Consider the following 25,020-nt stretch of genomic DNA (forward strand, 5'->3'; position numbering starts at 1 on the left):
TTCTGATTAGTACATATTTGCTTTGAGGAGTGTTGGCCCAGATGCCAATAAAGATTAAATCTGCGTTTTTGGTTGTAGTGTTCTGGTGTTTCAATGCTTGGCAACCGCTACATGCAGCTGTTATTGAAGATTTGTTTGATGCCACGATAGCGGTTTCTGATCAATCAAATAAAGCGCAAAGTGCTGCATTTACGTCAGCGATTAAACAGGTTTTAGTAAGAGTTCGCGGCAATAGTGATATTTTGTCTGATGCTCAAATTAAAAATGCTATATCTAAGCCGACTAGGTTTATTCGTTCCTATAGTTACGAAAACCGGGAGTCTCAGCTGTATCTTCTTATTAATTTTGAACCCCAACGTATCGAAACTCTTATTCGCAATTCAGGCTTTCCTATATGGGATAAAAGACGCCCAGATACTATAGTGTGGCTGGTAACAGAGTCTGATAATGGTGCAAAAGAAATCATTAATGCTGAGAATTTTCCTGAGCTATTTGATGAGTTACATCAACAGGGGCGATTGAGAGGGGTTAGGTTTACTGAGCCTTTATGGGACTTAGATGATCGACAAGCGCTAAATGTTTATGATGTTTGGGGGGGCTTTACGCTAAACTTAAATCGAGCTAGTGAAAGGTATGGTGTTAAGTCTGTGTTGTCTGCCAGAATCTATAAAGCGAAAGATTTGGATAATGAAAACAAACTAAACAGTCTTTGGCTTGCAGATTGGACAATGCTTGGTGATGGTAAATTATTGTCAGGACAGGTTTCTGCAGCGCAGCACAACTCTATAGCAGTTAAATTAGTTGATGTATTAGCAGATAATTTAGCTCTACAATACGCAGTAGACCTAGCGTCAATCAACCCTAATGAAAATAAAATAGAGTTAAAATTTAATAACCTTAAATCATTGACTGATTATGCAGAGGCTTTAGAGTTTTTGGAAAGCTTAAGTGTAGTGAGCCGTGGTACTTTAGTTAGCCAGGTTGGAGAACAAGCTACTTTCGAACTAGCCTTGTTAGGAACTGAGGAAGATTTGAAAACCGTATTACGACTAGATAAACATGTTCAAGCTGTTACGGATGAGTTTGGGCAACCAATCCTTGAGTTGGAGTTCTTTTGGGTCAAGTAACTAGTCAGTTGTTGTTACCTGTAGGATTGAAAGATACTGAATCTTTTGAGAGTTTTATCCCAGGGAAAAATCAACAAGTCTGCCATCATTTATTAAATCTATTTGAAGAGCATACAAATAAGAATATTGAGCATTGGTTGACGTATTTGTTTGCTGATACAGGGGTGGGGAAAAGCCATTTGTTGTATGCTTCATGCCTGCAGGCTGAATATGTAAATGTGACCTGTGTTTATTTTAGTTTTAAAGAAAAGCAACAAATGTCTCCTGATGTTTTACAGAGTCTTGAGCATTATCAATTAATTTGTTTTGATGATATCGAATATTTAGATGGCGAACAGGATTGGCAAGAGGCAATATTTAATTTAATAAATCGCGTCAAAGAAAAAGGTGATAGTTGCATGGTGATTACCGGCAATCAAACCCCTCAAAAGTTAACGTTGCAACTTCCTGATTTAATTTCTCGATTATCTTGGGGGACTAGCTTTCAAGTACATTCTCTGACTGATGAGCAACGCCAAGAAGCCTTAATAGTAAAAGCAAGCCATCGGGGGCTTAATATGTCTCGGGATGTTGCTAGGTATTTAGTGACCCATTGGCAAAGAGATATGCCTGCGCTTATACAATCTTTAGATATTTTGGATGAAAAATCTCTGCAACAACAACGAAAACTTACTATCCCTTTTGTAAAAGATACTCTCTTACTATAGTAAAACTGCAAGGTTACCGGTTATAACGGGGTTACCAAGAGCCTGAATTATGCATATTTTCCTATTGATTATGTTCAGGCAGGTCAGCTCCTTTTTGTAACCACTCAATTAGTATTCCAATTATGAGTTAATTTAATTTCAGGCTCTCCCTCTGAAGTCGCCAGGTAATACAGAGAAAAACGGCCTCTTTTATTTTCAATTTTTTATAAGGGTTAAGCCAAGTAACTCTTGGTAAAAATGTAACGATTTCGCTATATCTCTGACACGTATCATGGCGTGTAAATACTTCATGTCTCACCTTTTTTATTAGTAAAATAATAAGCTGAATTTTATTTGGGCTTTTGGCCTTCAAAGGCTTGTTTTTCTTCTGCTAATTCCTCTTTTAACTTGCGTATGCCCAAGCCTAACTCTCGGCCTCTTAAACGGGCATAAACACTACATCCTGTGAATAATAAACAACATAAAACAATTTCAATAAAAGCATATAACCTCTCTCCTTCAACAGCGTAAATTGCCGTTAGGCCATGAAGTAAATAGTACATCACGATGAAGTTGGTCCAAGCATGGGTATAAGGTTTTGCTTTTATTAAGCCTACAGCTGGCAGCAATATAGGCACAATCCAAAACAATATAGTGAAGGTTGTCGAGGTTGTTTTATCTGGTGTTAGATAAAAGTGCCATACCGGAAGCCAAATCACCAAAGGAAAGTAACTGAAAAGGGTGAGTTTTCGAAAAAATGCGCTATTAAAAGTCATGTTATTTCTCTAATTTACTGGCAAATATTGCAAGTCTTTTGCCTTGTTGGATACATAGAGCTTGCTCATCTTCACTCAATTTATTACCAAGCTTCCCTTGGGACAAGTGAGTAACACCATAGGGACTTCCACCTGTTTGGGTGGTATGTAGCTGTGGGCTCGAGTAGGGTAAACCACACAAAAACATACCATGGTGTAAAAGCGGTATCATCATTGTAATTAAGGTGGTTTCTTGGCCCCCATGCATACTAGATGTTGAGGTAAATACACAGGCTGGCTTGTTTTCCATGGTTCCGGCTAACCACTGGGCACTAGTTTCATCTAAAAAGTATTTAAGGGGGGCGGCCATATTTCCAAATCGGGTGGGGCTACCTAGCGCTAAAGCGCAACATTCCTGTAAATCTTCATGGGTTACATATGGGTCGCCAGTAGCGGGTACTGCAGCTTGTTGATTATCTATATTAGTATTGACTTCAGGCACGGTGCGCAGTCTAGCTTCAAGTCCTTGCTGCTCAATACCTTGAGCTATTTTTTTAGCCATAGCAAGGGTAGAGCCATGACGACTGTAATACAGTACTAAAACTGGGCGACTCATAGAATATCCAATACGGATTCAGGAGGGCGTCCAATGGCAGCTTTACTATTGGCTAAAACAATCGGCCTTTCTATGAGTTTGGGTGTGTTTACCATAGCTTGAATTAACGCGGCTTCGTTTTCTTCTTTTGCTAAATCTTGTTCTTTATATGCATCTTCACCTTTTCGCATAAGTTGCCTAGCGCTAGAAAAACCTAATAATTCGATGATATTTGCAATTTGCATCTTATCTATTGGTGTTTTTAGATATTCTATGACCTCGGGTGTATATCCTTTGTCTTGCAGCAGTTGCAATGTTTGGCGGCTTTTAGAACACCTAGGGTTATGTAAAATTTTTAGTTCTGACATAAATTTAATTTTCAGCTTAGGTTAAAAGTCGTATTCTACCGTTAATTTGGCTGTTTTTGTTAAGGAATATCTCACCTTGAAGAAGCTTTTAATTGTATTTGTCTCCTTAATTGCTCTGTCGCTGGGGTTTGGTTTGAACCAATATCTAGCAACTGACTTTGAAGTATTAAACGGCAAGGCACACAAGTGGCGCAGTTCTGAAGGGAAATGGACTGTCGTAAACTATTTCGCAGAATGGTGCGCACCATGTTTACGGGAGCTTCCTGAGTTAAATGACTTTCATCATCAGTATGGAACTTCTATAAGACTGTTTGCCGTGAGTTACGACACTCTTTCTGTTGATGAGTTGTTGGGACTAAAGCAAAAGTACGATATTCATTTCCCAGTCATTAGTCTTCTAAAAACCCTGCCGTGGCAACAAGCACCCAGTAGCTTACCTACCACTTTTATTTTAGATCCTAAAGGGGCTGTGGTTACTCAATTGAAAGGTGAACAAAGTGCAGCAAAATTAAAACAAACAATAGATAAATTACAGAGTTTGTAATCTTTCCTGTGCCGTTCTGAATTGGTCTATTCTGGCTCTAATTCTTTGCTTTTCGATTTGCCTATCACCTGCAAAGTTATAAGCGGTATGTAGCTCATCAATGGCCCTAGGGTAGGAAGCAACTAAAGAGTATAACTCTGCCTTAGCTTGATGCATTTCTAACTTTTGCTCGCTCATGCGAAACGCTTCAGATAATAATTCATAGGCAAGCATGCTTTCTGGGTTAATCAATAAGAAATCTTTCAGCAAGGCAACTGCTTTTTCTGGTTGCTGGCCTTGAATCAGTACGTTGGCTAGATTCAATGTAACCACTTGGTTGTATGGGGTTAATGCGCTTTGTCTCGAGAGTTTTTCAATTGCCTCTGGGTATTGTTTAGTCTCAATGGCAATATCAGAAAAGGTATCTAAATAGAACAAGTTATTAGGGTCCTTTTCGAGTAGCTCTTCGATCAAGACACGGGCCTTTTGGGGTTGTTCATTAGCTAAATAAGCTAGGGCAAGGCCATATTGTGGAGCCTGCTTGAAAACATAACTTTGCTTGTCTAATAAAGAAGAAAAATAAGCGATATTATTTTTAGGGTTGCCGTAATACCGAGCTAAGATCCTTGATTTTGCTAAATGAAAATTTAAGCTCGGGGGCACGTTTCTTGGTCTGTATGAAGCTGCTCGGGATCGAGCGTCAGCAATTCTTGATTCAGGTAATGGGTGAGTTTGTAAAAAAGCTAAACGAGTCGATTTTAAGCGACTTTTTTCGGCTAAAATTCCAAAAAAACTACTCGCTCCATTTGGGTCAAATCCGGCCTGTGCCAATATGTTAATACCAACCCTATCTGCCTCTTTTTCATTTTGTCTGGTGTAGTTTATTGACGATTGGGCAGACGCTGCATTAGCGGTAGATAGTGCAGCAATCCCTGCTTCTGGATTAACTGCAGCTAGTAAAATTGAGCCTAACATTGAAGCTATTTGCAGCGGTGACGATTTTTGCTTGGCCTCAATACTACGAGCTATATGCCTTTGAGTAACATGACTTACTTCATGGGCTAACACTGAAGCAAGTTCTGATTCGTTTCTAGCGTTATAAATAAGGCCTGTATGAATACCGATATGGCCACCAAAAAAAGCAAAAGCGTTTATATCTGGGCTGTTCAAAATAAAGAAAGTGTAAGGAAATTTCACATTTTCAGCTTGTGCAACTAGTCGGTTCCCAATGTCTTGAATATATTCATCAAGTAGAGGATCACTAATTACTGGCCCTTGACCTCGCAATTGCCGCATCAGTACATCACCTATTAGTACCTCTTTATCTAAAGTGATAGCACTTGAGGCCACTACACCTATTTCGGGTAGCGCATTTTTTTTATTTGCAGCGTCCACTGAAGCGCTGCTTATTAACACAGTCAAAAGTGCTGACAATAAAGTGGTCAAAATTTGTTTTAGCATAAATTTATTCTAGGTTTTGCTCTTGTTTGTGACCAATCACTGGATAATTTCAAATGTTCTGGTTAGTGCCTAAGAATCATTTTTGTATTATTAGTTCAATTATATCGGCTTTAACTACCTTGTTCATGGAGTTGCGTCATTGATTCAGTATAAATTTCTTCAATAGACGCCCCAGCGTTTTCAATAACTAAAATATTTTGCTTCAATAACGTCACAAGTTGCTCTACTAACATATGGGTATATTTTAAAAGTTCCAAGTCTGCCTCATCACCAAAGCGTATCGTTATGTTAATAAATTCCTGTAGATTTGGTATCCGTAATAATGGACCGAGAACAGCAGGATTAAATTCTTTAAAAGGCGACAAGGGGTCGTAAGGTTTCACAAGCATTTGTGGTTCATCATTAATGATGGGGAAACAATGCAAGTCAAAAGAATAGGCGTTTAAGTGTTTGATTAAACTAACTTGAGGTTTGCCATTAATTAAATTGCCTGTTTGCCAGTTATCTTTTTTTAATAAATACTTAATATTGTTATCAAAGCCATCGGTGAAGGTACCTTCTAATTCAGAAAGCTTATTAGCCACCAAGCTATAATAATTAGGGATTTCCCCCATATTTATAGTTTTTTTTAACTGTGTTATGGTTTTTATACTGCCAAATCGACAGTTCCAATTTTGTAGCAAAAATTGCCTCCCTTTGACCTATTTGATTATTTTATCAGGATGACTTTGTGCAATAATGTCATTCTCACATACATTAACCATAAATGAGAAGTATCAAAGGTGTTAGCTGTTGTTTTTCATGGAAAAAGAAGGGATCTAAATGTTAAGCATTTTTGAACGTTGGTATAAACGCAAGTTTTCCGATCCAGATTCAGTCATGTTACTCATGCTACTAATAATAACATCTTTGTTGTTAGCTGTGTGGGGAGGCATTTTAATGCCTGTAATTGTGGCTGCGGTGATAGCCTATTTATTAGATTGGCCAGTGACTCAATTAGAAAAACTGGGGTTATCTAGAAGTTACGTGACTGTTTTAGTTTTGTTTGGTTTTTTAAGTATATCAATATTAGCTTTTATAGGCATTGTGCCTGTAGTTACGCAACAAAGTATTAATCTAATAACAGAAATGCCTCAGATTTGGGAAGAGGGGCAAACCTGGTTATTAGAATTGCCAAAAACATATCCAGATTTTGTAGAAACCTCTCATATTCAAAATATGCTAGTAGGCGTGAATGAAAAGATAGTCTCTTTAGGTGAGCAGTTTCTCTCTGCGTCATTTAGTTCTTTAGGGGGATTAGGTGCGTTATTAATATATGTGATCCTAGTACCATTAATGGTGTTCTTTATGCTAAAAGATAAAGTCATTTTGTTAGGCAATGTTTCTTCATTGTTGCCCGCAGAGCGCCGCTTGATAAAACAAGTTGGTACCGAAATGAATTCGCAAATTGCCAATTACATTCGAGGTAAGGTTATTGAAATTGTGATTGTTGGGACAGTTTCAGCAGTTACTTTTGCATTTATGGACTTGCGATATGCGCTGTTATTAGGGGTTTTGGTTGGGTTTTCGGTATTGATCCCTTATATCGGTGCTGCTGTAGTCACTATACCCGTTGCCATAGTGGCACTGTTTCAATGGGGGCTGACCCCAGACTTTTGGTACTTGATGATCGCATATAGCATTATTCAAGCATTAGACGGAAACGCATTGGTGCCTATATTGTTTTCGGAAGCAGTAAGTTTGCACCCTGTATATATAATCATCGCAGTGCTGTTTTTTGGCGGTTTGTGGGGATTTTGGGGAGTGTTTTTTGCTATCCCATTGGCAACATTAGTAAAAGCAGTAAGCACTGCTTGGTCTAGTCCCAAAATATACAACAAAAATATGGAAGCCAACTAAGTTGGCTTTTTACACAACTAGCGCTACATGCTAGTTGTGTTATTACTTCACTAAATAAGCGTTATTAGCTGTTTAAATAATCAAGCACTACTTCATGATGGTCTTTAGTTTTAAACTTATCGAATACATGTTCAATATTGCCACTTTCATCAATCAGAAAAGAGGTTCTTACTACACCCATATTTTCTCTTCCCATGAATTTTTTTAACTGCCATACCTTGTATGCTTCGCAGACTGCATGGTCTTCATCAGCTAATAGAGTGAAGTTTAATTCTTGCTTGGTAATAAAATTAGTAAGTTTCTTTGGAGTGTCTGGGCTGATGCCTAATACCACAACGTTTAATGCATCTAACTCAGATTTTGTATCTCGTAGAGCGCAAGCTTGCACGGTGCAGCCTGGAGTTGAAGCGCGAGGATAGAAATATACCAGTACTTTCTTGCCGCTAAAATCTGTTAGAGAGACGGTTTTATCATCTTGATTTGAAAGTGAAAACTGTGGTGCTGGATCGCCAACTTTAAGTGTTTGCATTATGGAAGCCCTTAAAAAATATTATTGTTTAAAATATAAAAATTAATGATTTAAGGTAATTGTACCTTGTAAATTATGCTCTGATAACAAAGCTTGAAAAGACTGTTCAATCATATTTACGTCTAAATCATGTGGAATTGAAATAACCATTTTACATTTCATTTGTTTATTTGATGCGTTGGGCTCGTCTTCATCATTGACAAATTTTAACCTGAATGCACTTACTGAAATATTATGCTGGTCGAAGAATTGTGTGGCTTGATCAATTAATCCACGGGTTCTAAGACCTGTCACTACCACATCTGCAATATGTTCCAAATTTTGTTTAGAATGCCCTGTAGTCCGCTTCATAATGGATAACAAGTTATACTTTTGACAGGTTTGTGGTAGTAAACATTCGGCTTGAGTAATTGCGCTTTGGCTTCCTTCTACAATCATAGTGAGAGAGAAATCTTTACCGTATACGGCTTGTCGGCTATCTAAAATATTGCATCCAATACTAAACACCGTATCGACTAAGTCGCTTAACACCCCAAGTTGGTTGGCGCCTAAGATGGTGATTATCAATTGTTGACTCATTTTTAAGCAAATTCCATTGTTTAAATTGGCTATAACATACATGATTTTAGGGAGGTTGATCCAGTTTCCCTTATAAAGTGTGTGTTTAGTTATTCAATGCTTGTTTTTAATGGACTAGGTCTTTACCATTAGGCGCTAATTTTTTACGGAGAGACCATGTTTACTGGTAGTTTTGTGGCGCTGATCACGCCTATGTTTGATAATGGTGAAATTGATTACCCTTCATTAAAGCATCTTGTTGAGTTTCATATCGAAAATGGTTCCCATGGTATAGTAGCAGTTGGTACCACTGGCGAATCTGCAACTTTACCTTTCTCTGAGCACATTGAAGTTGTGCGCAAAACGGTGGAATATGCCCAAGGTAAAATTCCTGTGATTGCAGGTAGTGGTGCAAACTCGACTGAGGAAGCCATCTTTTTAAGTACGCAAATGGCGGAAACAGGCATTCAAGGTTTTCTAAGTGTGGTGCCTTATTATAATAAGCCGCAACAAAAGGGAATGGTTGCTCACTTTAAAGCAATTGCTGACTCTACTGATTTACCGGTTTTATTGTATAACGTACCTAGCCGAACTGTGGCTGACATGTTACCTGAAACTGTTGCTGAACTTGCTTCACACCCTAAAATTGTGGGCCTAAAAGATGCGACCGGCGACATAGGCCGCTTGAAAGAAACCCAAGCTCTTGTCCCAGACGATTTCGTGTTGTTAAGTGGTGATGACGCAACGGGCTGTGAATTTCTTTCAAATGGTGGCCATGGAGTGATTTCAGTGACCGCAAACATTGCACCAAAACAAATGGCAGATATGTGTAATGCTGCCAAAAATAAAGAGTTTGACTTAGCAAAAAAAATCGACAATCAGATTGAAGGTTTACATTCAGCCTTATTTGTTGAACCTAATCCAGTGCTTCCAAAGTGGGCTTTATACAAAATGGGTAAAACTAATTCAGCTTTTTTACGTTTACCTATGGTTGAGTCGGAACTTGAGAGCCAAAAACATATCGAAGATGTCATGCGCAGTTCTGGCGTACTTTCTTAAGGAGAATGCATGACCTATAAGTATCAAGTAACAGGTGTTGCTCTAGTAAGTTTACTAGCGGCCTGTAGTTCAGTTGAAGAACGAGAGTTAGCTAGTGGAAGCTTTGAATATACCCAAGAAACACCGGGGCAACGTATTAATATCCCTGAAGGGATTGATTCTCCAAAATTTAGTGAGAGTTATAAGTTACCAGAATTAGGTGCTGCCGCACCGACAGATACTTTGGGAAAAGAGCTAAGTGTTTTGTCTCCATCGTTAGTGTTGCCTGTTGTAGCTGGCTCACATATTGATGAAGGTTCAAGAGTTGCTAGAGTATGGTTTGATCAAATGGATGATGATGAACCATTAGAAGTCTCTATTTGGAATCAGCTTATTAGTTTTGTTGAAGAGCAGGGCTATGGTATACAAGAATTAGACAAAGAAAATTTGCGCCTAGTAACAGATTGGATTGTTTATGATGCAAGTTTGGAGAACAGTTGGTATACCATTTACGGTTCAGAGCGCGTTGTAAGTAAACGTTTTGAATTTAAAATCGATAAAAAGCCACATGGTAGAACGGCTTCGTTAAGTGCTAACTTAGTGGCTTATAAAGAAAAGTTAACCCCTGAAAGTCCTGAAATTTTGGTCCCCAAAGATCAAAGACGATTTGAAGTTAATGTTTTGAATGAAGTGGTAGCACATTATGAATTCAATACTCGAGTTCAATCTGTTAAACGTTTCCGTCAAATTCGCCAAGGGTTACAAACAGAGCTAGGTTTTGATGCTGATGGTGAACCAGCATTTATAGTAGATGCAGATTATGACATAGCTTGGCCTCGACTGTTGTTAGTACTTAAGAAGCTTGGCTTTGATGTAAAAGATCTCGATAAATCAAGTGGTATGCTCTTCACTAGTTACAGTGATGGGGAAGGTTCTTGGTGGAGTAATATTTGGTCTAGTGAAAGTGGTGAGCTACCTCTTGACGAAGACGAATATAGAATTAAAGTGTTAGATATTGGAAATAAAACATCCATTACGTTTATGGATGAAGAAAGCCAACCATTTGCTGTAAACAAACTGACAGATCTGTTTCAACCTTTCTCTGAAAACATGTCTGATGATAATTTAGATATTTAAAATATCGCCAACCTAATACTTAATTTTTAGGTGTTGGGTTGGCAACTATCAACTAGTGCTCTCTAGTTGCTTCTTTTGTTTTTGACCTTGTGGAGTTGACCTTAAATGTCGATTGCAGACTCAATTTTATCAGTAAACGATGACCTACCAATACGTACTCATTTGCCCGTTCATAGCGGAAAAGTTCGCTCGGTTTATTGGTTAACCGAACAAGACAGCTGCCGTTTAATAAAAGAACATAACTATCCTGTTCCAAGTGATACACCACTGGCAATTATGGTTATCAGTGACCGTATTTCTGCGTTCGATTGTATTTGGCATGGTGAACAAGGAATGCAAGGTGTGCCTGGCAAAGGAGCAGCCTTGAATGCTATCTCAAATCATTGGTTTAGGTTATTTAAAGAGCAAGGTTTAGCAGATAGTCATATATTAGATATTCCCCATCCTTTTGTGTGGATAGTACAAAAAGCTAAACCTGTGATGATAGAAGCAATATGTCGCCAGTATATAACGGGTTCTATGTGGCGTGCTTATGAAAAGGGCGAAAGAGATTTTTGTGGTATTAAATTAGAAGAAGGCTTAACCCAAGATAGTAAGCTATCAAAGTTATTAATGACCCCTTCTACAAAAGGAGTATTAAAAGGGGTTGATGGAGTACCAGAAGCCGATGATGTGAATATCACTCGTCAGAATATTCAAGATAATTACGCTGCCTTCCACTTTGTACAAGAGCAAGACATTACATTATATGAGAAGCTGCTAACCGAAGGTTTTAATGTAATTAGTGATGCTTTAGAGAATATTGGTCAAATATTTGTCGATACTAAATTTGAATTTGGATATGTAAAAGACTTAGAAGGTAACGACAAGCTGATTTATATGGATGAAGTAGGGACTCCCGACTCATCACGTATTTGGGATGCAGATAAGTATCAACAAGGAAAAGTAGAGGAGAACTCTAAAGAAGGCTTTAGACAGTTACTACTTAACTATTTCCCAGATCCTGATATTTTGTTAAACAAAAATAGAATGCCTGAACGTGAAGCTTTAGCTCGTGATAACGCGCTTCCTGTAGAAGTACTCATGCAAGTATCAAACACCTATATGGATATTGCTGAAAAGATTACTGGAGAAACTTTAGCATTAAGTTCAGACCCTCGAGCAGAAATTATTAAGATATTAAAAGAGCAATATCAACTGATTTAATTAAACGGTATTGTATTTGTATAAAGTAACTAGCGCACTAGCAGCGTAAATTTACGCAGCTAGTATATGACTTCTTAGATGTTCTGTATTTTCTGTTGTCGATGAGTGACTGAGGCTACTGATTACAAATCATAACTGCGATTAATTAGTGTTTTTTTTGAATTAAATTTTATTCACCAAAGACCAATTGTTCCTAATTCTGTTTAACTATTTTACGTTTAGAGTTTAATAAGTTTTTAAGTTTTAAACCGAATATATTTGTTAAAAGCCCCAGCAGTACTAACGTTATCCCAAGCCATTGAGGAGTGGTTATTTCTTCGCTAAGGAGTACAGAAGCAGCTGTTAAGCCAACGAGTGGCACACCAAGTGTGAGAGGGGCAATTTGTGCTGCTGGATAACGCCCTAACAAATACCCCCAAAGCCCATATCCCATAATGGTTGCAACAGCGGCCAAATAAACTAATGCCCACCAAGATTGCATACTAAAATTAGTTAATGTTTGATAAATAACTTCTGGACCTTCAAAAAAGTAACTAAAAATAAAGAAAGGAATAGGGGGGATCCACGCGCTCCAGATAACCAAGTTTACATTTGATGTGTAACCTTTTTGGCTAATTTTTCTGGCACTAATATTACCTAAAGCCCAACCTGCAGCACCTGCTAAGGTGAGAGCAAAACCTATGGCTGTCATGTTTTGGTTATCTTGGCTAATGGCGATCAATGATAAGCCTAAAGCCGCAATAATCAGTGCTAGGATTTGATGTGATTTAATGTTTTCGTGTAATAGAAAACTGGCAAAAATTAAGGTAAATAATGCTTGAGATTGAAGTACTAAAGACGCTAAGCCTGCTGGCATGCCAAAAGCAAGCGCTGAAAATAAAAATGCAAACTGTAAAAAGCTGATGGGGATAGCATAAGCAAACCACCAACGAATAGGTGTGTTAGGGCGTTTGAAAAATAATGAGCCAACAGCAGCCACAAGTAAAAAACGTAACCCCCCCATTAATAGTGGTGGCATGCCTTCTAGTCCCCAAGCGATGACAACAAAGTTTACGCCCCAAACTACTATTATAAAGACGGCAAGAAGTAAGTCTTTAGGTGTCATTGTGTGTCCTTAAATATTAGGCTTGCGACATTATGTATGTCTTGTAAGCCGCTACTGTGAATTTTAGGACTTAGTCGATTTCAATTTCAATTGAGCTTAAAGGAAAACAACAGCAGGGTAGAATTTCGTTGTCATCAATAAAAGCTAGCGGATCTGTTTTATATTCAACTTCACCTTTAAGTAATTTAGTTCTACAAGCCCCACAGTACCCTTCACGACAATGATATTGAATCTCAATGTTATGCACTTCTATGGTTTCTAACAAGCTCTTGTTTGGCTGATGTTGAACGGTTTTATGGTGTTTAATATCCACCATAAAACTGCTTGTATTTTTACTCATTTATAAATCAAAATCACCAAAATCATCTGCACTTACTTCAGAGTCAATTTGACCCACTAAGTAAGAGCTGATCTCAGATTCTTGTGGAGCAACTTGTACATTATCTGAACTTAAGTAATTGTTCATCCAAGGTAACGGGTTACTTTTTACATCAAATGGTTGCCCTAGGCCTATAGCCGACATTCTATGGTTGGCAATAAACTCAACGTATTGACATAAAATTTCTTTGTTCAAGCCAATCATAGAGCCATGTTGAAACAAAAATGCAGCCCATTCTTTTTCTTGCTCAACAGCGTTAAGGAATATTTCCGTGGCTTCTTCTTTACACTCTTCTGCTATTTCAGCCATTTCTGGATCATCTTTGCCTTTTGCCCATAAATTTATAACGTGCTGGGTAGAGGTAAGGTGTAAGTTTTCATCTCTTGCAATTAAGCGAATGATTTTAGAGTTGCCTTCCATTAGCTCTCTTTCTGCAAACGCAAAAGTACAAGCAAAAGAAACATAAAAGCGAATAGCTTCTAGGGCATTAACTGAGTTCATGCACAGGTATAACTTTTTCTTTAATTCACGCATGGTAATCGTATGCGTAACACCTTTGACTGTATGAACTCCTTCACCTAGAGTTTGCCAAAGCTGGGTAGCAAAAATTAGGTCGTCATAATACTTTGAAATATCTGCAGCCCGCTTTTTAATCTCTTCGTTCTCGACTATATCGTTGAATATACTACTTGGGTCACCAAAAAGGTTACGCAAAATATGAGTATAAGAACGTGAGTGAATCGTTTCAAAAAACGACCAGGTTTCTACCCAAGTTTCTAATTCAGGGATAGAAATAATCGGTAAAAAGGCAATGTTTGGGCTTCTACCTTGTATGGAATCAAGTAGCGTTTGATATTTTAAATTAGAAATAAAAATGTGCTTTTCTGAGTCACTTAACTTTTGGAAATCAACTCTATCTTTACTCACGTCAACTTCTTCAGGGCGCCAAAAGAAGCTTATTTGCTTTTCTATCAACTTTTCAAAAATTTGATGTTTTTGTTGATCATAACGGGCCACGTTGACTGGGTTACCGAAAAACATTGGCTCTGTTAGTGGATTATTATTAATTTGATTAAAAGTTGTATATTTCATTAAGTCTTGTTGCCATTTATTATTCAAACTACTCAGAAAAAAGCTGCCGAGGCAGCTAATCGAATTTAGATCTTACATGCGCCGCCAGCACAGTCGTCATCTTCTTCTACCACAACCTCTTGAGGTACAAACTTTTGACCAGCCAGTTCTTGCTGTGTTGCATCATCTGCACCGTCACGGGTGTTGTGATAATAAAGGGTTTTAACGCCTAGCTTGTAGCTGGTTAATAAGTCTTTAAGCAGTAATTTCATAGGAACTTTGCCGCCTTCATACTTATTAGGGTCGTAGCTAGTGTTAGCAGAAATCGTCTGATCAACAAACTTTTGCATAATACCAGTTAGTTCTAAGTAACCGTCGTTTGATGGCAAATCCCATAACAGCTCGTATTTATCTTTAAGTCTTTCATATTCAGGTACAACCTGCTTTAGTACACCGTCTTTACTCGATTTAACACTAATGTGGCCTCGTGGTGGTTCAATTCCGTTAGTGGCGTTAGATATCTGTGAAGAGGTTTCTGAAGGCATCAAGGCAGAAAGCGTACTATTTCGCAGGCCATACTTTTTGATGTCTGCTCTTAGGGCATCCCAATCACAATGTAATGGCTCGTCACAAATCTTATCTAAATCTTTCTTATAGGTATCCGTTGGCATTAACCCTTGGAAGTAAGTCGTTTCGTCAAACTTAGGACATGCACCTTTTTCTTTGGCCAGATTACATGAGGCTTTCATCAGGTTATATTGCATCGCTTCAAAGGTTTTATGTACTAAACCATTAGCGCTGCCGTCTGAATATTTAACGCCATTCTTCGCCAGGTAATAAGCAAAGTTAATCACGCCTATTCCTAATGTACGTCTACCCATAGTTGCGTTATAGGCTGCTGGTACAGGGTAGTCTTGGTAATCTAATAAATTATCTAGTGCACGTACTGCTAAGTCAGACAGTTCTGCAAACTCATCTAAGCTTTCAATTGCACCTAAGTTGAATGCTGATAATGTACATAGTGCAATTTCGCCATTTTCATCATTTACATGCTGTAAAGGCTTAGTGGGTAAAGCAATTTCTAAACATAAGTTACTTTGACGTACAGGCGCTAACTTAGGGTTAAATGGGCTATGGGTATTACAGTGATCTACATTTTGTAGATAAATACGCCCAGTACTGGCTCGCTCTTGCATAAATAAGCTGAATAATTCAATGGCTTTGACTTGCTCTTTACGAATGCTATCGTCTTGTTCGTATTGCACGTATAGCCGTTCAAATTCATCTTGGTCAGCAAAGAACGCATCATATAAGCCTGGAGTATCAGAGGGGCTAAACAAGGTAATGTGCTGATCTTTAATCAAACGTGTATACATTAACTTATTGAACTGCACGCCGTAATCTAAATGGCGTACGCGGTTTTCTTCTACACCTCTGTTATTTTTTAATACCAGTAGTGATTCAATTTCTAAATGCCATAAGGGGTAAAACAAGGTAGCGGCGCCACCACGAACTCCACCTTGAGAACAGCTTTTAACAGCCGTTTGAAAGTGTTTGTAAAAAGGAATACAGCCGGTGTGAAAGGCTTCGCCGCCTCTAATTGGGCTACCTAGTGCACGGATACGACCGGCGTTCACACCAATACCCGCACGCTGACTCACGTATTTAACAATAGCACTTGAGGTCGCGTTAATTGAATCAAGGCTGTCACCCGCTTCAATTAATACGCAAGAACTAAATTGCCGTGTAGGGGTTCTTACACCTGCCATAATAGGCGTGGGTAACGAGATCTTGAACTTAGACGTGGCATCATAAAAACGTTTGATGTAGTCCATGCGAGTGTCTTTTTCGTAGTTAGCGAATAAACATGCGGCTACTAATATATATAAGAACTGAGCACTTTCGTATATCTCACCGGTTACCCGGTTTTGAACTAAGTATTTACCTTCAAGCTGTTTTACTGCCGCATAACTGAAGTTCATATCTCGCCAATGGTCGAGGTATTCATTCATCTCTGAAAATTCAGCTTCGCTGTAATCTTCTAATAAATGTTCATCATATTTGCCTTTAGCAACCATAGTCTTTATATGGTCGTACAATTTAGGTGGCTCAAAACAGCCGTAGGCTTTTTTACGTAAATGAAATATGGCTAACCGTGCGGCAAGGTATTGGTAATCAGGGCAATCTGTCGAAATAAGATCGGCGGCTGAACGAATTAAGGTTTCATGAATATCGGCGGTTTTAATTCCGTCGTAAAATTGAATATGCGCTTTTATTTCAACTTGTGAGACAGAGACATTATTTAATCCTTTGGCTGCCCATTCAATCACTTTATGGATTTTTTCCAAGTCAATGATTTCACGTTCGCCAGTACGCTTAGTGACGTATAAATTGTTATTCATATTTATGTTTAGCCGTAACTTATAATTGTAAGTAGTAGAGATGACAGTGTCTTGCCCGAGGTAACAGCTTTTTGTGCTAACTCGTATGTTTATTCTCTATGTTTTGATGTGTTCATACTTTGTAAAGTAAATGAGTCAATACCGTAAATTTCATACATAGGTATTGAGTAATGAACAGACCACAAGATAGTGAGGTTTTATGATGATTGCAACCCAATATATGGTGGTTTTATGGTCACTGATGGTGCATTAAAAAAAAGGTTAGTAGTGACTCACCTAAAACCACCTTTTGAGTTGCGTGTAAAAGGAATGCAAGGAATAATTTGGTAATATTTTTTTATTAAAACTTTTTTGATTTAAAAAACACGATTTTATTATTTATCGATATATAGGGGGTGCTTGCAACATCCACCACTATATGTCGTGTTTTGTAAAGTTAGACTAAGGTCGTGTTTTTATAAAAAAGCAAGTAAATCCAATGGTTGACGAATATGAATATCAGCTGACCAGTTGTGGCTTTCTTGAATGCTTGGCAGGTAACCATATTCTGCGACGACACTAGTCATGTTAGCAGCATTTGCGGCTTCAATATCACGTTGCGCATCTCCGATATACCAAGTGTTTGGAGATTGAATTTCTAATTGTTCTTGAGCATAAAGTAAAGGTTTTGGATGCGGCTTTCTTTCAGGCAAACTATCGCCACTTATTACTACTTTGCACGCTTGCAATAATGGAAAAGACTGGATTAATTTTTGAGTTAAAAATTCAGGTTTGTTGGTGACTATACCCCAAGGAATAGATTGTTGATTAAGTTCATTAAGTAAGGTTTCTATACCTTCAAAAAATATTGTATCGACACAGATGTTATTTTCGTAATGGGTTAAAAATTGTTGACGTAAATCTTCAAAGTCTAAAAATTCTAACTCTTCACCAAACCCCAGTTCTAACATGCCTTTTGCGCCGTCGGATGCAATATTTCTATATTGCTCGTATGTGACTAAAGGACGTTCCTTTGTTAGTAAAACATGGTTTAGGGCATTACCTAGGTCTTTGGCAGTTTCTAACAAGGTACCGTCTAAATCAAATAACATGGCATTGGGTTTTGTCTGCATTTAGCTAGGCTCGTTTTGGCAATGAATGATGTAGTTGACGTCAACATTCTGTTGAGACAGGTAATATTCTTGAGTGAAAGGGTTAATATGCAAACCAATCATTCGTTGTACTTGTAGTTGGGTGTCATCAATCCATGACATTAATTCAGAGGGTTTTATGAATTTATCATGCTGATGAGTGCCCTTAGGCACAAGCCCTAAAATATATTCGGCTCCAACAATGGCCATAAGGTAAGATTTTAGATTTCTATTTAAAGTAGAAAAAAATACATGGCCGCCAGGCTTGACCATTTTATAACAGGCTTTTACTACAGAGCAGGGGTCGGGTACGTGTTCTAACATTTCCATACAGGTCACTACGTCAAAGCTTGAAGCGTACTTATCTGCAAACTCTTCTGCTGTGATTTGTTGATAATCAACATTTAACCCTGACTCTAAACCATGTAGCCTGGCAACTTCTAAAGGGGCTTCTCCCATATCAATACCAGTGACGTGGGCACCATGCTTAGCCATGCTCTCAGCTAAAATACCGCCACCACATCCTACATCTACTACCTTTTTTTCCTTTAAACCTAAACTGTGTTGATTGATGTAATCAGTTCTTAAAGGGTTAATTTGATGTAAGGGTTTGAACTCTCCAGAGAGGTCCCACCATCTCGATGCTAAATCTGAGAATTTTTGGATTTCAACTGGGTCAACATTTTGCTTTTGGGTCATGTATGGCGTTTGTGTTTATTATTTGGTGTTTAGCTTATACCAGTATCTTATCAAATAAAATCGTCTATATGAGGTTTTGAGGTCCAATTGCACACTATATGAACTACATCTGGCTATTTATTTTCATCTGTAGGTGGTAGGATAACTTGTTCAATATGAAAAACGATTCAGTGTTAAAAAGCATGGTAAAGGTAGTAACAATGTTAAGTCCTAGCCTAACAAAAGTTATCAGAAATATGCTTCTTACACATTCTAATAATAACGACTAGGGACAAGGCTGTATATGACTGATCACGCCCAAGAAATTCTTCCTATTAATATTGAAGAAGAACTTAAAAACTCTTATCTCGATTATGCGATGAGCGTTATTGTTGGCAGGGCGCTGCCTGATGTTCGAGATGGCTTAAAACCGGTACATCGCCGGGTTTTATTTGCTATGAACGAATTAAAAAATGATTTCAATAAACCTTATAAAAAGTCTGCTCGTGTAGTAGGGGATGTAATTGGTAAGTATCACCCACACGGTGATTCTGCGGTATATGACACTATAGTTCGTATGGCGCAGCCTTTTTCTCTTAGATATATGTTGGTCGACGGTCAAGGTAACTTTGGTTCTGTTGATGGTGATTCTGCGGCAGCAATGCGTTATACAGAAATTCGTATGGCAAAAATTGCTCATGAATTACTAGCCGATCTCGAAAAAGAGACCGTTGATTTTGTTGCTAACTACGACGGTACAGAATTTATCCCAGAAGTGCTACCAACCAGAGTACCTAATTTATTAGTAAATGGTTCTTCAGGTATTGCTGTGGGCATGGCGACAAATATACCCCCTCACAACTTAACCGAAGTGGTAAATGGTTGTATTGCTTTAATAGACAATCCTCAGCTTACTATTGAAGAGCTAATAGAGTATATACCTGGCCCTGATTTCCCAACTGCTGCATTTATAAGTGGTAGAAAAGGTATAGAAGAAGCTTATCGTACTGGTCGTGGCAAAATATATATGCGTGCCCGTGCAGAAATAGAAACAGAAGATAATGGTAAAGAAACCATTATTGTTCATGAAATACCTTATCAAGTTAACAAAGCTCGCTTAATTGAAAAAATTGCGGATTTAGTTAAAGAGAAAAAAATTGAAGGTATTTCTGCTTTACGTGACGAGTCTGATAAAGATGGTATGCGTATTGTGGTTGAAGTTAAGCGTAACGAATCTGCTGAAGTGCTGTTGAATCACCTTTATTCTCAAACTCAAATGCAAACTGTGTTTGGTATCAATATGGTGGCGCTGGATAAAACTCAGCCAAGAATTTTCAATCTATTAGATATCCTAAAAGCATTTGTTTTACATAGACGTGAAGTTGTTACCAGACGTACGGTATTTGAACTTAAAAAGGCCCGTGAGCGCGCTCATATTCTTGAAGGTTTAGCGATTGCATTGGTCAACATTGATCCAATTATTGCGTTAATCAAGGCATCTAAAAGCCCTGCAGATGCAAAAGTTTCGTTAACTGCCCAAGGTTGGTCGTTAGGTGATGTAGCAGAAATGCTAGAGCGTGCCGGAAATGACGCCGCTAGACCTGATTGGTTAGAACCTCAGTATGGTATTCGTGACGGACAATATTATTTAACCGAGCAACAAGCTCAAGCAATATTAGATTTGCGCCTGAACAAATTAACTGGTTTAGAGCACGACAAGATATTGTCAGAATACAAAGAGTTGCTAGAGATTATTGCTGAGTTATTACACATTTTGAGTAGCCCTGAGCGATTAATGGAAGTTATTCGTGAAGAACTAGAGAAAGTGCGTGATGAATATGGCGATGCTCGCCGTACAGAAATTACAGCTGCGTCTCATGATATAGACATCGAAGATTTAATTGAACGTGAAGAAGTGGTCGTTACTTTGTCTCGTGAAGGTTATGTTAAGTACCAAAAACTAAATGACTATGAATCTCAACGTCGTGGTGGCCGTGGTAAATCAGCCACTAAGATGAAAGATGAAGATTTCATTGAAAAGTTATTAGTGGCTAATACCCATGATCATATTTTGTGCTTCTCTACCCGTGGTCGCTTATATTGGTTAAAAGTGTATCAACTACCTTTAGCTAGCCGAAATGCCCGTGGTCGTCCTATTGTCAATATCTTACCTCTTGAAGAAGGTGAGCGTATTACTGCTATTTTACCTATTCAAGAATTTGAAGAAGGTAAATATGTATTGATGGCAACCGCTAACGGAACCGTCAAGAAAACTGCATTGACCTCCTACTCACGTCCAAGAGCTAACGGTATTATTGCTGTTAACCTAAATGATGGAGATGAATTGATTGGGGTTGATATTACCCATGGTGAAGACGACATCATGTTGTTCTCTGACGCGGGTAAAGTGGTTCGCTTTAACGAGAAACAACGTGACTCAGAAACCGGTGCAGTGAAGCTTGACCCAGAGTCTGGCGAAGAGTTACTTGCATTACGTCCAATGGGTAGAACGGCCACAGGTGTTCGTGGTATTCGTTTACAAGAAGGTCAGAAAGTTGTGTCCTTGATTGTACCAAAGGGTGATGGTGCAATTTTAACTGCAACTGAAAACGGCTTCGGTAAACGTACCCCTGTTGCAGATTACCCTGCTAAAAGTCGTGCGACTCAAGGCGTGGTTTCAATAAAAGTCTCTGAGCGAAACGGTAAAGTAGTGGGGGCTGTACAGGTTAATGAATCTGATGAAATTATGCTGATTAGTGACCAAGGCACTCTAGTTCGAACTCGTGTTGAAGAAGTTTCAACAGTTGGTCGTAACACTCAAGGTGTCAGATTAATTCGTACTATTGAAGGTGAACACGTTGTTGGCTTACAGCGTATTGACGAAATCGAAGAGCTAGAAGTTGAATTAGTTGAAGGTGCCGACGCAGAAGTCACCGAAGCTAGTCCAACAGATGCTGTTGATGATTCATCAGCACCTAACGAAGACGAATAATAGAGTCTAATTTTTTATATTGAAAAATATGGAAAATTACTAATTAATGAGTATTAATACCCATTAATTGAAAACACAAAACGAGTGGCCAATGCCGCTCGTTTTTTTTGACTCCCTTTATATTGGAAGGTTATGACGATTTATAATTTTTGTGCTGGCCCCGCAATGTTGCCAGTAGACGTAATGCAACAAGCTCAGAATGAGCTATTAGATTGGCAAGGCTTAGGTCGCTCTGTGATGGAGATCAGTCACAGAAGTAAAGAATATATAGCCCTAGCAGAACAAGCAGAACAAGACTTACGAGATTTGCTCGCTATACCAGACAACTATAAAGTGTTGTTTGCACATGGTGGCGGGCGTGGGCAATTTGCTGCTGTTCCAATGAACTTGCAAGGTAGGGGCAAAACAGCTGACTTTTTAACCACAGGATCATGGTCCCAAGACGCATTTGATGAAGCGAATAAGTATTTATCTAGCAATCTAGTAGCAAAAACAGAACATAAAGACGGTTTGTCTGTTGTTCCTAGTATTACGGCTGAAATGATTAACAAATACGCTGCTTATTTCCATTACTGCTCTAATGAAACTGTTGATGGCATAGAAGTTAATACCATTCCTGAAACAGGAGATGTCCCCATAGTCGTTGATATGTCTTCAAATATATTATCTAAGCCACTAGATGTATCGAAATTCGGTGTCATCTATGCAGGCGCACAGAAAAATATAGGACCATCGGGGTTGGCTGTCGTAATTGTTCGAGATGATTTACTTGATAGTGCTATGGCCGAAACTCCTTCGTTTATGAAGTATCAAACCATAGCTAAATTTAATTCCATGTATAACACGCCACCTACATACTCATGGTATTTAGCAGGGTTAGTCTTTAAGTGGTTAAAAGCCCAAGGTGGATTAGAAAAAATAGCTGCTGTTAATAGCCAAAAAGCTGAGCTTTTATATCAATGTATTGATGAAAGTGATTTTTATATCAATAAGGTTCACCCTGACTTTCGCTCTAAGATGAATGTGACTTTTCATTTACCTAGTACTGACTTAGATAGTGTTTTTCTAGAACAAGCTGAGGCAATGGGTTTAGTGGCGTTGAAAGGGCACCGTAAAGTTGGGGGGATGCGCGCTAGTATTTATAATGCTATGCCTTTAGAAGGCGTGATAACCTTAACTAATTTTATGCAAGAGTTTGCTAGGAGACATAAATAATGCAGCAATTGTTGTTACCCCCAATTAAAAAAGTACAAGGTACAGTGAATGTACCTGGCTCTAAAAGTTTATCTAACCGTGCTTTACTACTTGCGGCCCTTGCTCAAGGTGAAACTCATTTAACGAATTTATTAGACAGTGAAGATATTCATCATATGTTGAATGCCTTAACTAAGTTAGGTGTTCATTATCGTTTATCAGACTGTAAGACTGAATGTTGGGTGGCAGGTAATCAAGGTGCATTTAAAGTAGATAACCCTATCACTTTGTTCTTAGGAAACGCTGGTACGGCTATGCGACCCCTATGTGCAGCATTGGCTGCAAGTCAGGGCGAGTTCGAACTCACTGGTGAGCCAAGAATGGAAGAAAGGCCAATAGGGGCTTTAGTGGACTCTCTCCGTCAGGCCGGTGCTGATATCAGTTATCAGAAAAATCCTGACTACCCGCCATTATTGATAAAAGGAAAAACCTTGAATGGTGGTGATGTTACTGTAGATGGCAGTGTCTCTAGTCAATTTTTAACTGCCTTGTTAATGAGTGCACCTTTATTTGAAAACGACACAACTATCAGCATTAGTGGTGAGCTAGTTTCTAAGCCTTACATTGATATTACCTTAGACACTATGGCTAAGTTTGGAATTGAAGTAGAGAATCAAGACTACCAAGCTTTTGTAGTAAAAGGCTCACAACAGTATCAGTCTCCTGGCAAGTTTATGGTGGAAGGTGATGCCTCTTCGGCGTCGTACTTTTTAGCAGCTGGCGCAATCAAAGGCGGCACAGTTCGTGTGACAGGTATAGGTAAAAACAGTATTCAAGGCGATATTAAGTTTGCAGAAGTTTTAGAGAAAATGGGTGCGAAAGTTAATTGGCAAGAAGAATATTTAGAAGTCACGGGTGCACCTCTAAATGGTGTGGATTTAGATATGAATCATATACCAGATGCAGCAATGACAATTGCAACCACAGCCTTATTTGCGAAGGGTGATACCAGCATTCGTAATATTTATAACTGGAGAGTGAAAGAGACTGATCGCTTAGCAGCCATGAGCACTGAGCTTCGTAAGGTTGGAGCAACGGTCATCGAAGGTGAAGACTTCATAACGATTACGCCTCCATCACAACTGGTCCATGCAGACATAGATACCTACAATGATCACCGTGTAGCTATGTGTTTCTCACTGGTTGCATTAAGTGATACTCCCGTAACGATCAATGATCCAAAATGTACAGCTAAAACCTTCCCTGATTATTTCCAGCGCTTTTCTACTATTTGTCAATAGCAAAAGCCGTTAGGGGCCATGTGCCCCTGCTATTGTCTGAAGCCTGTAAACTAGTTTTAAATTAATTGTCACTTTAGTGTCATTGCTTATCTGTTGACTATCCGTATAATTGCGCCCGATTTTATTGGCTCAGGAGAGCACATGTACATAGAACCGGTCATCACAATTGATGGGCCAAGTGGTGCAGGCAAAGGAACCGCAAGTACTTTGTTGGCAAAGAAACTAGGTTGGCACTTTCTTGATAGTGGAGCAATTTATCGGGTTTTAGCGGTTGCTTCCATTCATCATAAAATTCCTAGCGAAGATGAAGCAGGGTTATTACCTCTCGCGTCAAGTTTGGACGTGCAGTTTGATGCCACAGAAAGTGTAGTAAAGGTAATGCTAGAGGGGGAAGATGTTAGTGACACCATACGCACCGAAGAAGTAGGGGCTGTAGCATCTCAAGTGGCATCATTACCATCAATACGTGAAGCATTATTAAGAAGACAAAGGGCATTTAAACAATCTCCGGGTTTAGTAGCCGACGGCAGAGATATGGGAACGGTAGTGTTTCCAGAGGCTGAAGTTAAAGTGTTTTTAACTGCTAGCGCTGAAGAACGTGCAGATAGACGTTATAAGCAGTTGAAAGCAAAGGGGCATGATGTTAGCATACTGCGCCTTTTAGCCGACATACGTGCCCGTGACGACCGCGATATAAATCGCAGTGTTGCTCCGTTAGTTCCGGCTGAAGATGCACTTGTTTTAGATTCAACTGAGTTGAGTGTAGAGCAAGTGATTGAAAAGATTGAATTATTTGCTAAGCAGAAGTTAACAAACGAAAAGCTATCTACTAGTAAATAAAGTACAAGCCAGCCAAGTTAAGGAGCGATTTGGTTATGAATAACAA

At 38.7% G+C, this 25,020-nt stretch carries 25 protein-coding genes; 11 read left to right on the forward strand and 14 right to left on the reverse strand.

Annotation, left to right across the window (positions count from 1 at the left end; genetic code table 11):
* The first annotated feature begins 41 nt into the window (after positions 1–41).
* Together EOK74_RS08325 and hda are read left to right on the forward strand one after the other, a co-directional pair.
* Entirely contained in the window at positions 42–1,127 is a 1,086-nt protein-coding gene (locus EOK74_RS08325; protein WP_133469514.1) for a DUF2066 domain-containing protein, read from the forward strand.
* The gene (gene hda, locus EOK74_RS08330; protein ID WP_133469515.1) at positions 1,115–1,834 is read left to right on the forward strand and encodes a DnaA regulatory inactivator Hda; all 720 of its coding nucleotides are present in this window, start codon (positions 1,115–1,117) and stop codon (positions 1,832–1,834) included. The genes EOK74_RS08325 and hda overlap by 13 nt, the downstream gene beginning before the upstream one ends.
* 195 nt (positions 1,835–2,029) lie before the next feature.
* Here the strand turns inward: hda and EOK74_RS08335 are convergent, their stop codons facing one another.
* From EOK74_RS08335 to arsC, 4 genes are read right to left on the reverse strand one after another with little or no spacing between them, the layout of a single operon-like run.
* Entirely contained in the window at positions 2,030–2,125 is a 96-nt protein-coding gene (locus EOK74_RS08335; protein WP_133469516.1) for a VOC family protein, read from the reverse strand.
* Positions 2,126–2,163: 38 nt separating this feature from the next.
* Complete coding sequence (locus EOK74_RS08340; protein WP_133469517.1) at positions 2,164–2,589, reverse strand: DUF2069 domain-containing protein; 426 nt, start codon at positions 2,587–2,589, stop codon at positions 2,164–2,166.
* Position 2,590: 1 nt separating this feature from the next.
* The gene (gene wrbA / locus EOK74_RS08345) at positions 2,591–3,184 is read right to left on the reverse strand and encodes an NAD(P)H:quinone oxidoreductase (protein WP_133469518.1); all 594 of its coding nucleotides are present in this window, start codon (positions 3,182–3,184) and stop codon (positions 2,591–2,593) included.
* Positions 3,181–3,531, reverse strand: coding sequence for an arsenate reductase (glutaredoxin) (gene arsC, locus EOK74_RS08350; RefSeq protein ID WP_133469519.1), 351 nt, complete (start codon positions 3,529–3,531; stop codon positions 3,181–3,183). The genes wrbA and arsC overlap by 4 nt, the downstream gene beginning before the upstream one ends.
* 76 nt (positions 3,532–3,607) lie before the next feature.
* Here arsC and EOK74_RS08355 point away from each other — a divergent pair, with 76 nt between their 5' ends.
* Positions 3,608–4,075 carry a TlpA family protein disulfide reductase gene (locus EOK74_RS08355; protein ID WP_133469520.1) on the forward strand — a complete coding sequence of 156 codons (468 nt, stop codon included), beginning with the start codon at positions 3,608–3,610 and terminating at the stop codon, positions 4,073–4,075.
* Here the strand turns inward: EOK74_RS08355 and bepA are convergent.
* Complete coding sequence (gene bepA, locus EOK74_RS08360) at positions 4,061–5,515, reverse strand: beta-barrel assembly-enhancing protease (protein WP_133469521.1); 1,455 nt, start codon at positions 5,513–5,515, stop codon at positions 4,061–4,063. The two genes, EOK74_RS08355 and bepA, sit on opposite strands and share 15 nt — an antisense overlap.
* 110 nt (positions 5,516–5,625) lie before the next feature.
* Complete coding sequence (locus EOK74_RS08365; protein ID WP_133469522.1) at positions 5,626–6,198, reverse strand: hypothetical protein; 573 nt, start codon at positions 6,196–6,198, stop codon at positions 5,626–5,628.
* 139 nt (positions 6,199–6,337) lie between these two features.
* Between EOK74_RS08365 and EOK74_RS08370 the strand changes: the two genes are divergently transcribed.
* Complete coding sequence (locus EOK74_RS08370) at positions 6,338–7,414, forward strand: AI-2E family transporter (RefSeq protein WP_133469523.1); 1,077 nt, start codon at positions 6,338–6,340, stop codon at positions 7,412–7,414.
* Positions 7,415–7,478: 64 nt separating this feature from the next.
* Here EOK74_RS08370 and bcp read toward each other — a convergent pair whose 3' ends face one another.
* Both bcp and EOK74_RS08380 read right to left on the reverse strand, forming a co-directional pair.
* Positions 7,479–7,943, reverse strand: a complete 465-nt coding sequence (gene bcp / locus EOK74_RS08375; protein ID WP_133469524.1) for a thioredoxin-dependent thiol peroxidase — start codon at positions 7,941–7,943, stop codon at positions 7,479–7,481.
* Between the two features lie 42 nt (positions 7,944–7,985).
* Positions 7,986–8,522 carry a glycine cleavage system transcriptional repressor gene (locus EOK74_RS08380; protein ID WP_239024053.1) on the reverse strand — a complete coding sequence of 179 codons (537 nt, stop codon included), beginning with the start codon at positions 8,520–8,522 and terminating at the stop codon, positions 7,986–7,988.
* A 156-nt stretch (positions 8,523–8,678) separates the two neighbouring features.
* Here EOK74_RS08380 and dapA point away from each other — a divergent pair, with 156 nt between their 5' ends.
* From dapA to EOK74_RS08395, 3 genes are all read left to right on the forward strand, one after another.
* Positions 8,679–9,560 carry a 4-hydroxy-tetrahydrodipicolinate synthase gene (dapA, locus tag EOK74_RS08385; RefSeq protein ID WP_133469526.1) on the forward strand — a complete coding sequence of 294 codons (882 nt, stop codon included), beginning with the start codon at positions 8,679–8,681 and terminating at the stop codon, positions 9,558–9,560.
* Positions 9,561–9,569: 9 nt separating this feature from the next.
* Entirely contained in the window at positions 9,570–10,676 is a 1,107-nt protein-coding gene (gene bamC, locus EOK74_RS08390; protein ID WP_133469527.1) for an outer membrane protein assembly factor BamC, read from the forward strand.
* 105 nt (positions 10,677–10,781) lie between these two features.
* The gene (locus EOK74_RS08395) at positions 10,782–11,882 is read left to right on the forward strand and encodes a phosphoribosylaminoimidazolesuccinocarboxamide synthase (RefSeq protein WP_133469528.1); all 1,101 of its coding nucleotides are present in this window, start codon (positions 10,782–10,784) and stop codon (positions 11,880–11,882) included.
* A 193-nt stretch (positions 11,883–12,075) separates the two neighbouring features.
* Here EOK74_RS08395 and EOK74_RS08400 read toward each other — a convergent pair whose 3' ends face one another.
* The 6 genes from EOK74_RS08400 to ubiG form a co-directional block, all read right to left on the reverse strand.
* A complete protein-coding gene (locus EOK74_RS08400; RefSeq protein WP_133469529.1) occupies positions 12,076–12,987 on the reverse strand; it encodes an EamA family transporter in 912 nt (303 codons plus the stop codon).
* 70 nt (positions 12,988–13,057) lie between these two features.
* A complete protein-coding gene (yfaE, locus tag EOK74_RS08405) occupies positions 13,058–13,327 on the reverse strand; it encodes a class I ribonucleotide reductase maintenance protein YfaE (protein WP_133469530.1) in 270 nt (89 codons plus the stop codon).
* Complete coding sequence (gene nrdB, locus EOK74_RS08410) at positions 13,328–14,458, reverse strand: class Ia ribonucleoside-diphosphate reductase subunit beta (protein ID WP_133469531.1); 1,131 nt, start codon at positions 14,456–14,458, stop codon at positions 13,328–13,330.
* A gap of 65 nt (positions 14,459–14,523) precedes the next feature.
* Positions 14,524–16,839: a class 1a ribonucleoside-diphosphate reductase subunit alpha gene (nrdA, locus tag EOK74_RS08415; RefSeq protein WP_133469532.1), complete on the reverse strand. Its 2,316-nt coding sequence runs from the start codon at positions 16,837–16,839 to the stop codon at positions 14,524–14,526.
* 455 nt (positions 16,840–17,294) lie between these two features.
* On the reverse strand, positions 17,295–17,951 hold the full coding sequence (locus tag EOK74_RS08420; RefSeq protein ID WP_133469533.1) for an HAD family hydrolase: 657 nt from the start codon (positions 17,949–17,951) through the stop codon (positions 17,295–17,297).
* On the reverse strand, positions 17,952–18,668 hold the full coding sequence (gene ubiG / locus EOK74_RS08425) for a bifunctional 2-polyprenyl-6-hydroxyphenol methylase/3-demethylubiquinol 3-O-methyltransferase UbiG (RefSeq protein ID WP_133469534.1): 717 nt from the start codon (positions 18,666–18,668) through the stop codon (positions 17,952–17,954).
* Between the two features lie 283 nt (positions 18,669–18,951).
* On the opposite strand from ubiG, the gene gyrA reads away from it, so the two are divergent.
* The 4 genes from gyrA to cmk all read left to right on the forward strand — a co-directional run bounded on the left by gyrA (position 18,952) and on the right by cmk (position 24,974).
* The gene (gene gyrA, locus EOK74_RS08430; protein ID WP_133469535.1) at positions 18,952–21,639 is read left to right on the forward strand and encodes a DNA topoisomerase (ATP-hydrolyzing) subunit A; all 2,688 of its coding nucleotides are present in this window, start codon (positions 18,952–18,954) and stop codon (positions 21,637–21,639) included.
* A gap of 132 nt (positions 21,640–21,771) precedes the next feature.
* Entirely contained in the window at positions 21,772–22,854 is a 1,083-nt protein-coding gene (serC, locus tag EOK74_RS08435) for a 3-phosphoserine/phosphohydroxythreonine transaminase (protein WP_133469536.1), read from the forward strand.
* A complete protein-coding gene (aroA, locus tag EOK74_RS08440; protein ID WP_133469537.1) occupies positions 22,854–24,134 on the forward strand; it encodes a 3-phosphoshikimate 1-carboxyvinyltransferase in 1,281 nt (426 codons plus the stop codon). Before serC ends, aroA begins: the two co-directional genes overlap by 1 nt.
* Positions 24,135–24,275: 141 nt before the next feature.
* Positions 24,276–24,974, forward strand: a complete 699-nt coding sequence (gene cmk, locus EOK74_RS08445) for a (d)CMP kinase (protein ID WP_133469538.1) — start codon at positions 24,276–24,278, stop codon at positions 24,972–24,974.
* Positions 24,975–25,020: the final 46 nt, after the last annotated feature.

It is taken from the genome of Paraglaciecola marina (assembly GCF_004360155.1).
In the GTDB taxonomy this organism is placed as follows: domain Bacteria; phylum Pseudomonadota; class Gammaproteobacteria; order Enterobacterales; family Alteromonadaceae; genus Paraglaciecola; species Paraglaciecola marina.

Excerpts from the sequence above, each read along its gene's own strand:
- EOK74_RS08335 (WP_133469516.1), bottom strand. The coding sequence starts at position 2,125 with ATGAAGTATTTACACGCCATGATACGTGTCAGAGATATAGCGAAATCG.
- gyrA (WP_133469535.1), top strand. The coding sequence starts at position 18,952 with ATGACTGATCACGCCCAAGAAATTCTTCCTATTAATATTGAAGAAGAA.
- EOK74_RS08380 (WP_239024053.1), bottom strand. The coding sequence starts at position 8,522 with ATGAGTCAACAATTGATAATCACCATCTTAGGCGCCAACCAACTTGGG.
- EOK74_RS08420 (WP_133469533.1), bottom strand. The coding sequence starts at position 17,951 with ATGCAGACAAAACCCAATGCCATGTTATTTGATTTAGACGGTACCTTG.
- ubiG (WP_133469534.1), bottom strand. The coding sequence starts at position 18,668 with ATGACCCAAAAGCAAAATGTTGACCCAGTTGAAATCCAAAAATTCTCA.
- EOK74_RS08395 (WP_133469528.1), top strand. The coding sequence starts at position 10,782 with ATGTCGATTGCAGACTCAATTTTATCAGTAAACGATGACCTACCAATA.
- EOK74_RS08400 (WP_133469529.1), bottom strand. The coding sequence starts at position 12,987 with ATGACACCTAAAGACTTACTTCTTGCCGTCTTTATAATAGTAGTTTGG.
- wrbA (WP_133469518.1), bottom strand. The coding sequence starts at position 3,184 with ATGAGTCGCCCAGTTTTAGTACTGTATTACAGTCGTCATGGCTCTACC.
- EOK74_RS08325 (WP_133469514.1), top strand. The coding sequence starts at position 42 with ATGCCAATAAAGATTAAATCTGCGTTTTTGGTTGTAGTGTTCTGGTGT.
- dapA (WP_133469526.1), top strand. The coding sequence starts at position 8,679 with ATGTTTACTGGTAGTTTTGTGGCGCTGATCACGCCTATGTTTGATAAT.
- nrdA (WP_133469532.1), bottom strand. The coding sequence starts at position 16,839 with ATGAATAACAATTTATACGTCACTAAGCGTACTGGCGAACGTGAAATC.
- EOK74_RS08370 (WP_133469523.1), top strand. The coding sequence starts at position 6,338 with ATGTTAAGCATTTTTGAACGTTGGTATAAACGCAAGTTTTCCGATCCA.
- serC (WP_133469536.1), top strand. The coding sequence starts at position 21,772 with ATGACGATTTATAATTTTTGTGCTGGCCCCGCAATGTTGCCAGTAGAC.
- bamC (WP_133469527.1), top strand. The coding sequence starts at position 9,570 with ATGACCTATAAGTATCAAGTAACAGGTGTTGCTCTAGTAAGTTTACTA.
- yfaE (WP_133469530.1), bottom strand. The coding sequence starts at position 13,327 with ATGAGTAAAAATACAAGCAGTTTTATGGTGGATATTAAACACCATAAA.
- cmk (WP_133469538.1), top strand. The coding sequence starts at position 24,276 with ATGTACATAGAACCGGTCATCACAATTGATGGGCCAAGTGGTGCAGGC.
- EOK74_RS08340 (WP_133469517.1), bottom strand. The coding sequence starts at position 2,589 with ATGACTTTTAATAGCGCATTTTTTCGAAAACTCACCCTTTTCAGTTAC.
- bcp (WP_133469524.1), bottom strand. The coding sequence starts at position 7,943 with ATGCAAACACTTAAAGTTGGCGATCCAGCACCACAGTTTTCACTTTCA.
- arsC (WP_133469519.1), bottom strand. The coding sequence starts at position 3,531 with ATGTCAGAACTAAAAATTTTACATAACCCTAGGTGTTCTAAAAGCCGC.
- bepA (WP_133469521.1), bottom strand. The coding sequence starts at position 5,515 with ATGCTAAAACAAATTTTGACCACTTTATTGTCAGCACTTTTGACTGTG.
- aroA (WP_133469537.1), top strand. The coding sequence starts at position 22,854 with ATGCAGCAATTGTTGTTACCCCCAATTAAAAAAGTACAAGGTACAGTG.
- nrdB (WP_133469531.1), bottom strand. The coding sequence starts at position 14,458 with ATGAAATATACAACTTTTAATCAAATTAATAATAATCCACTAACAGAG.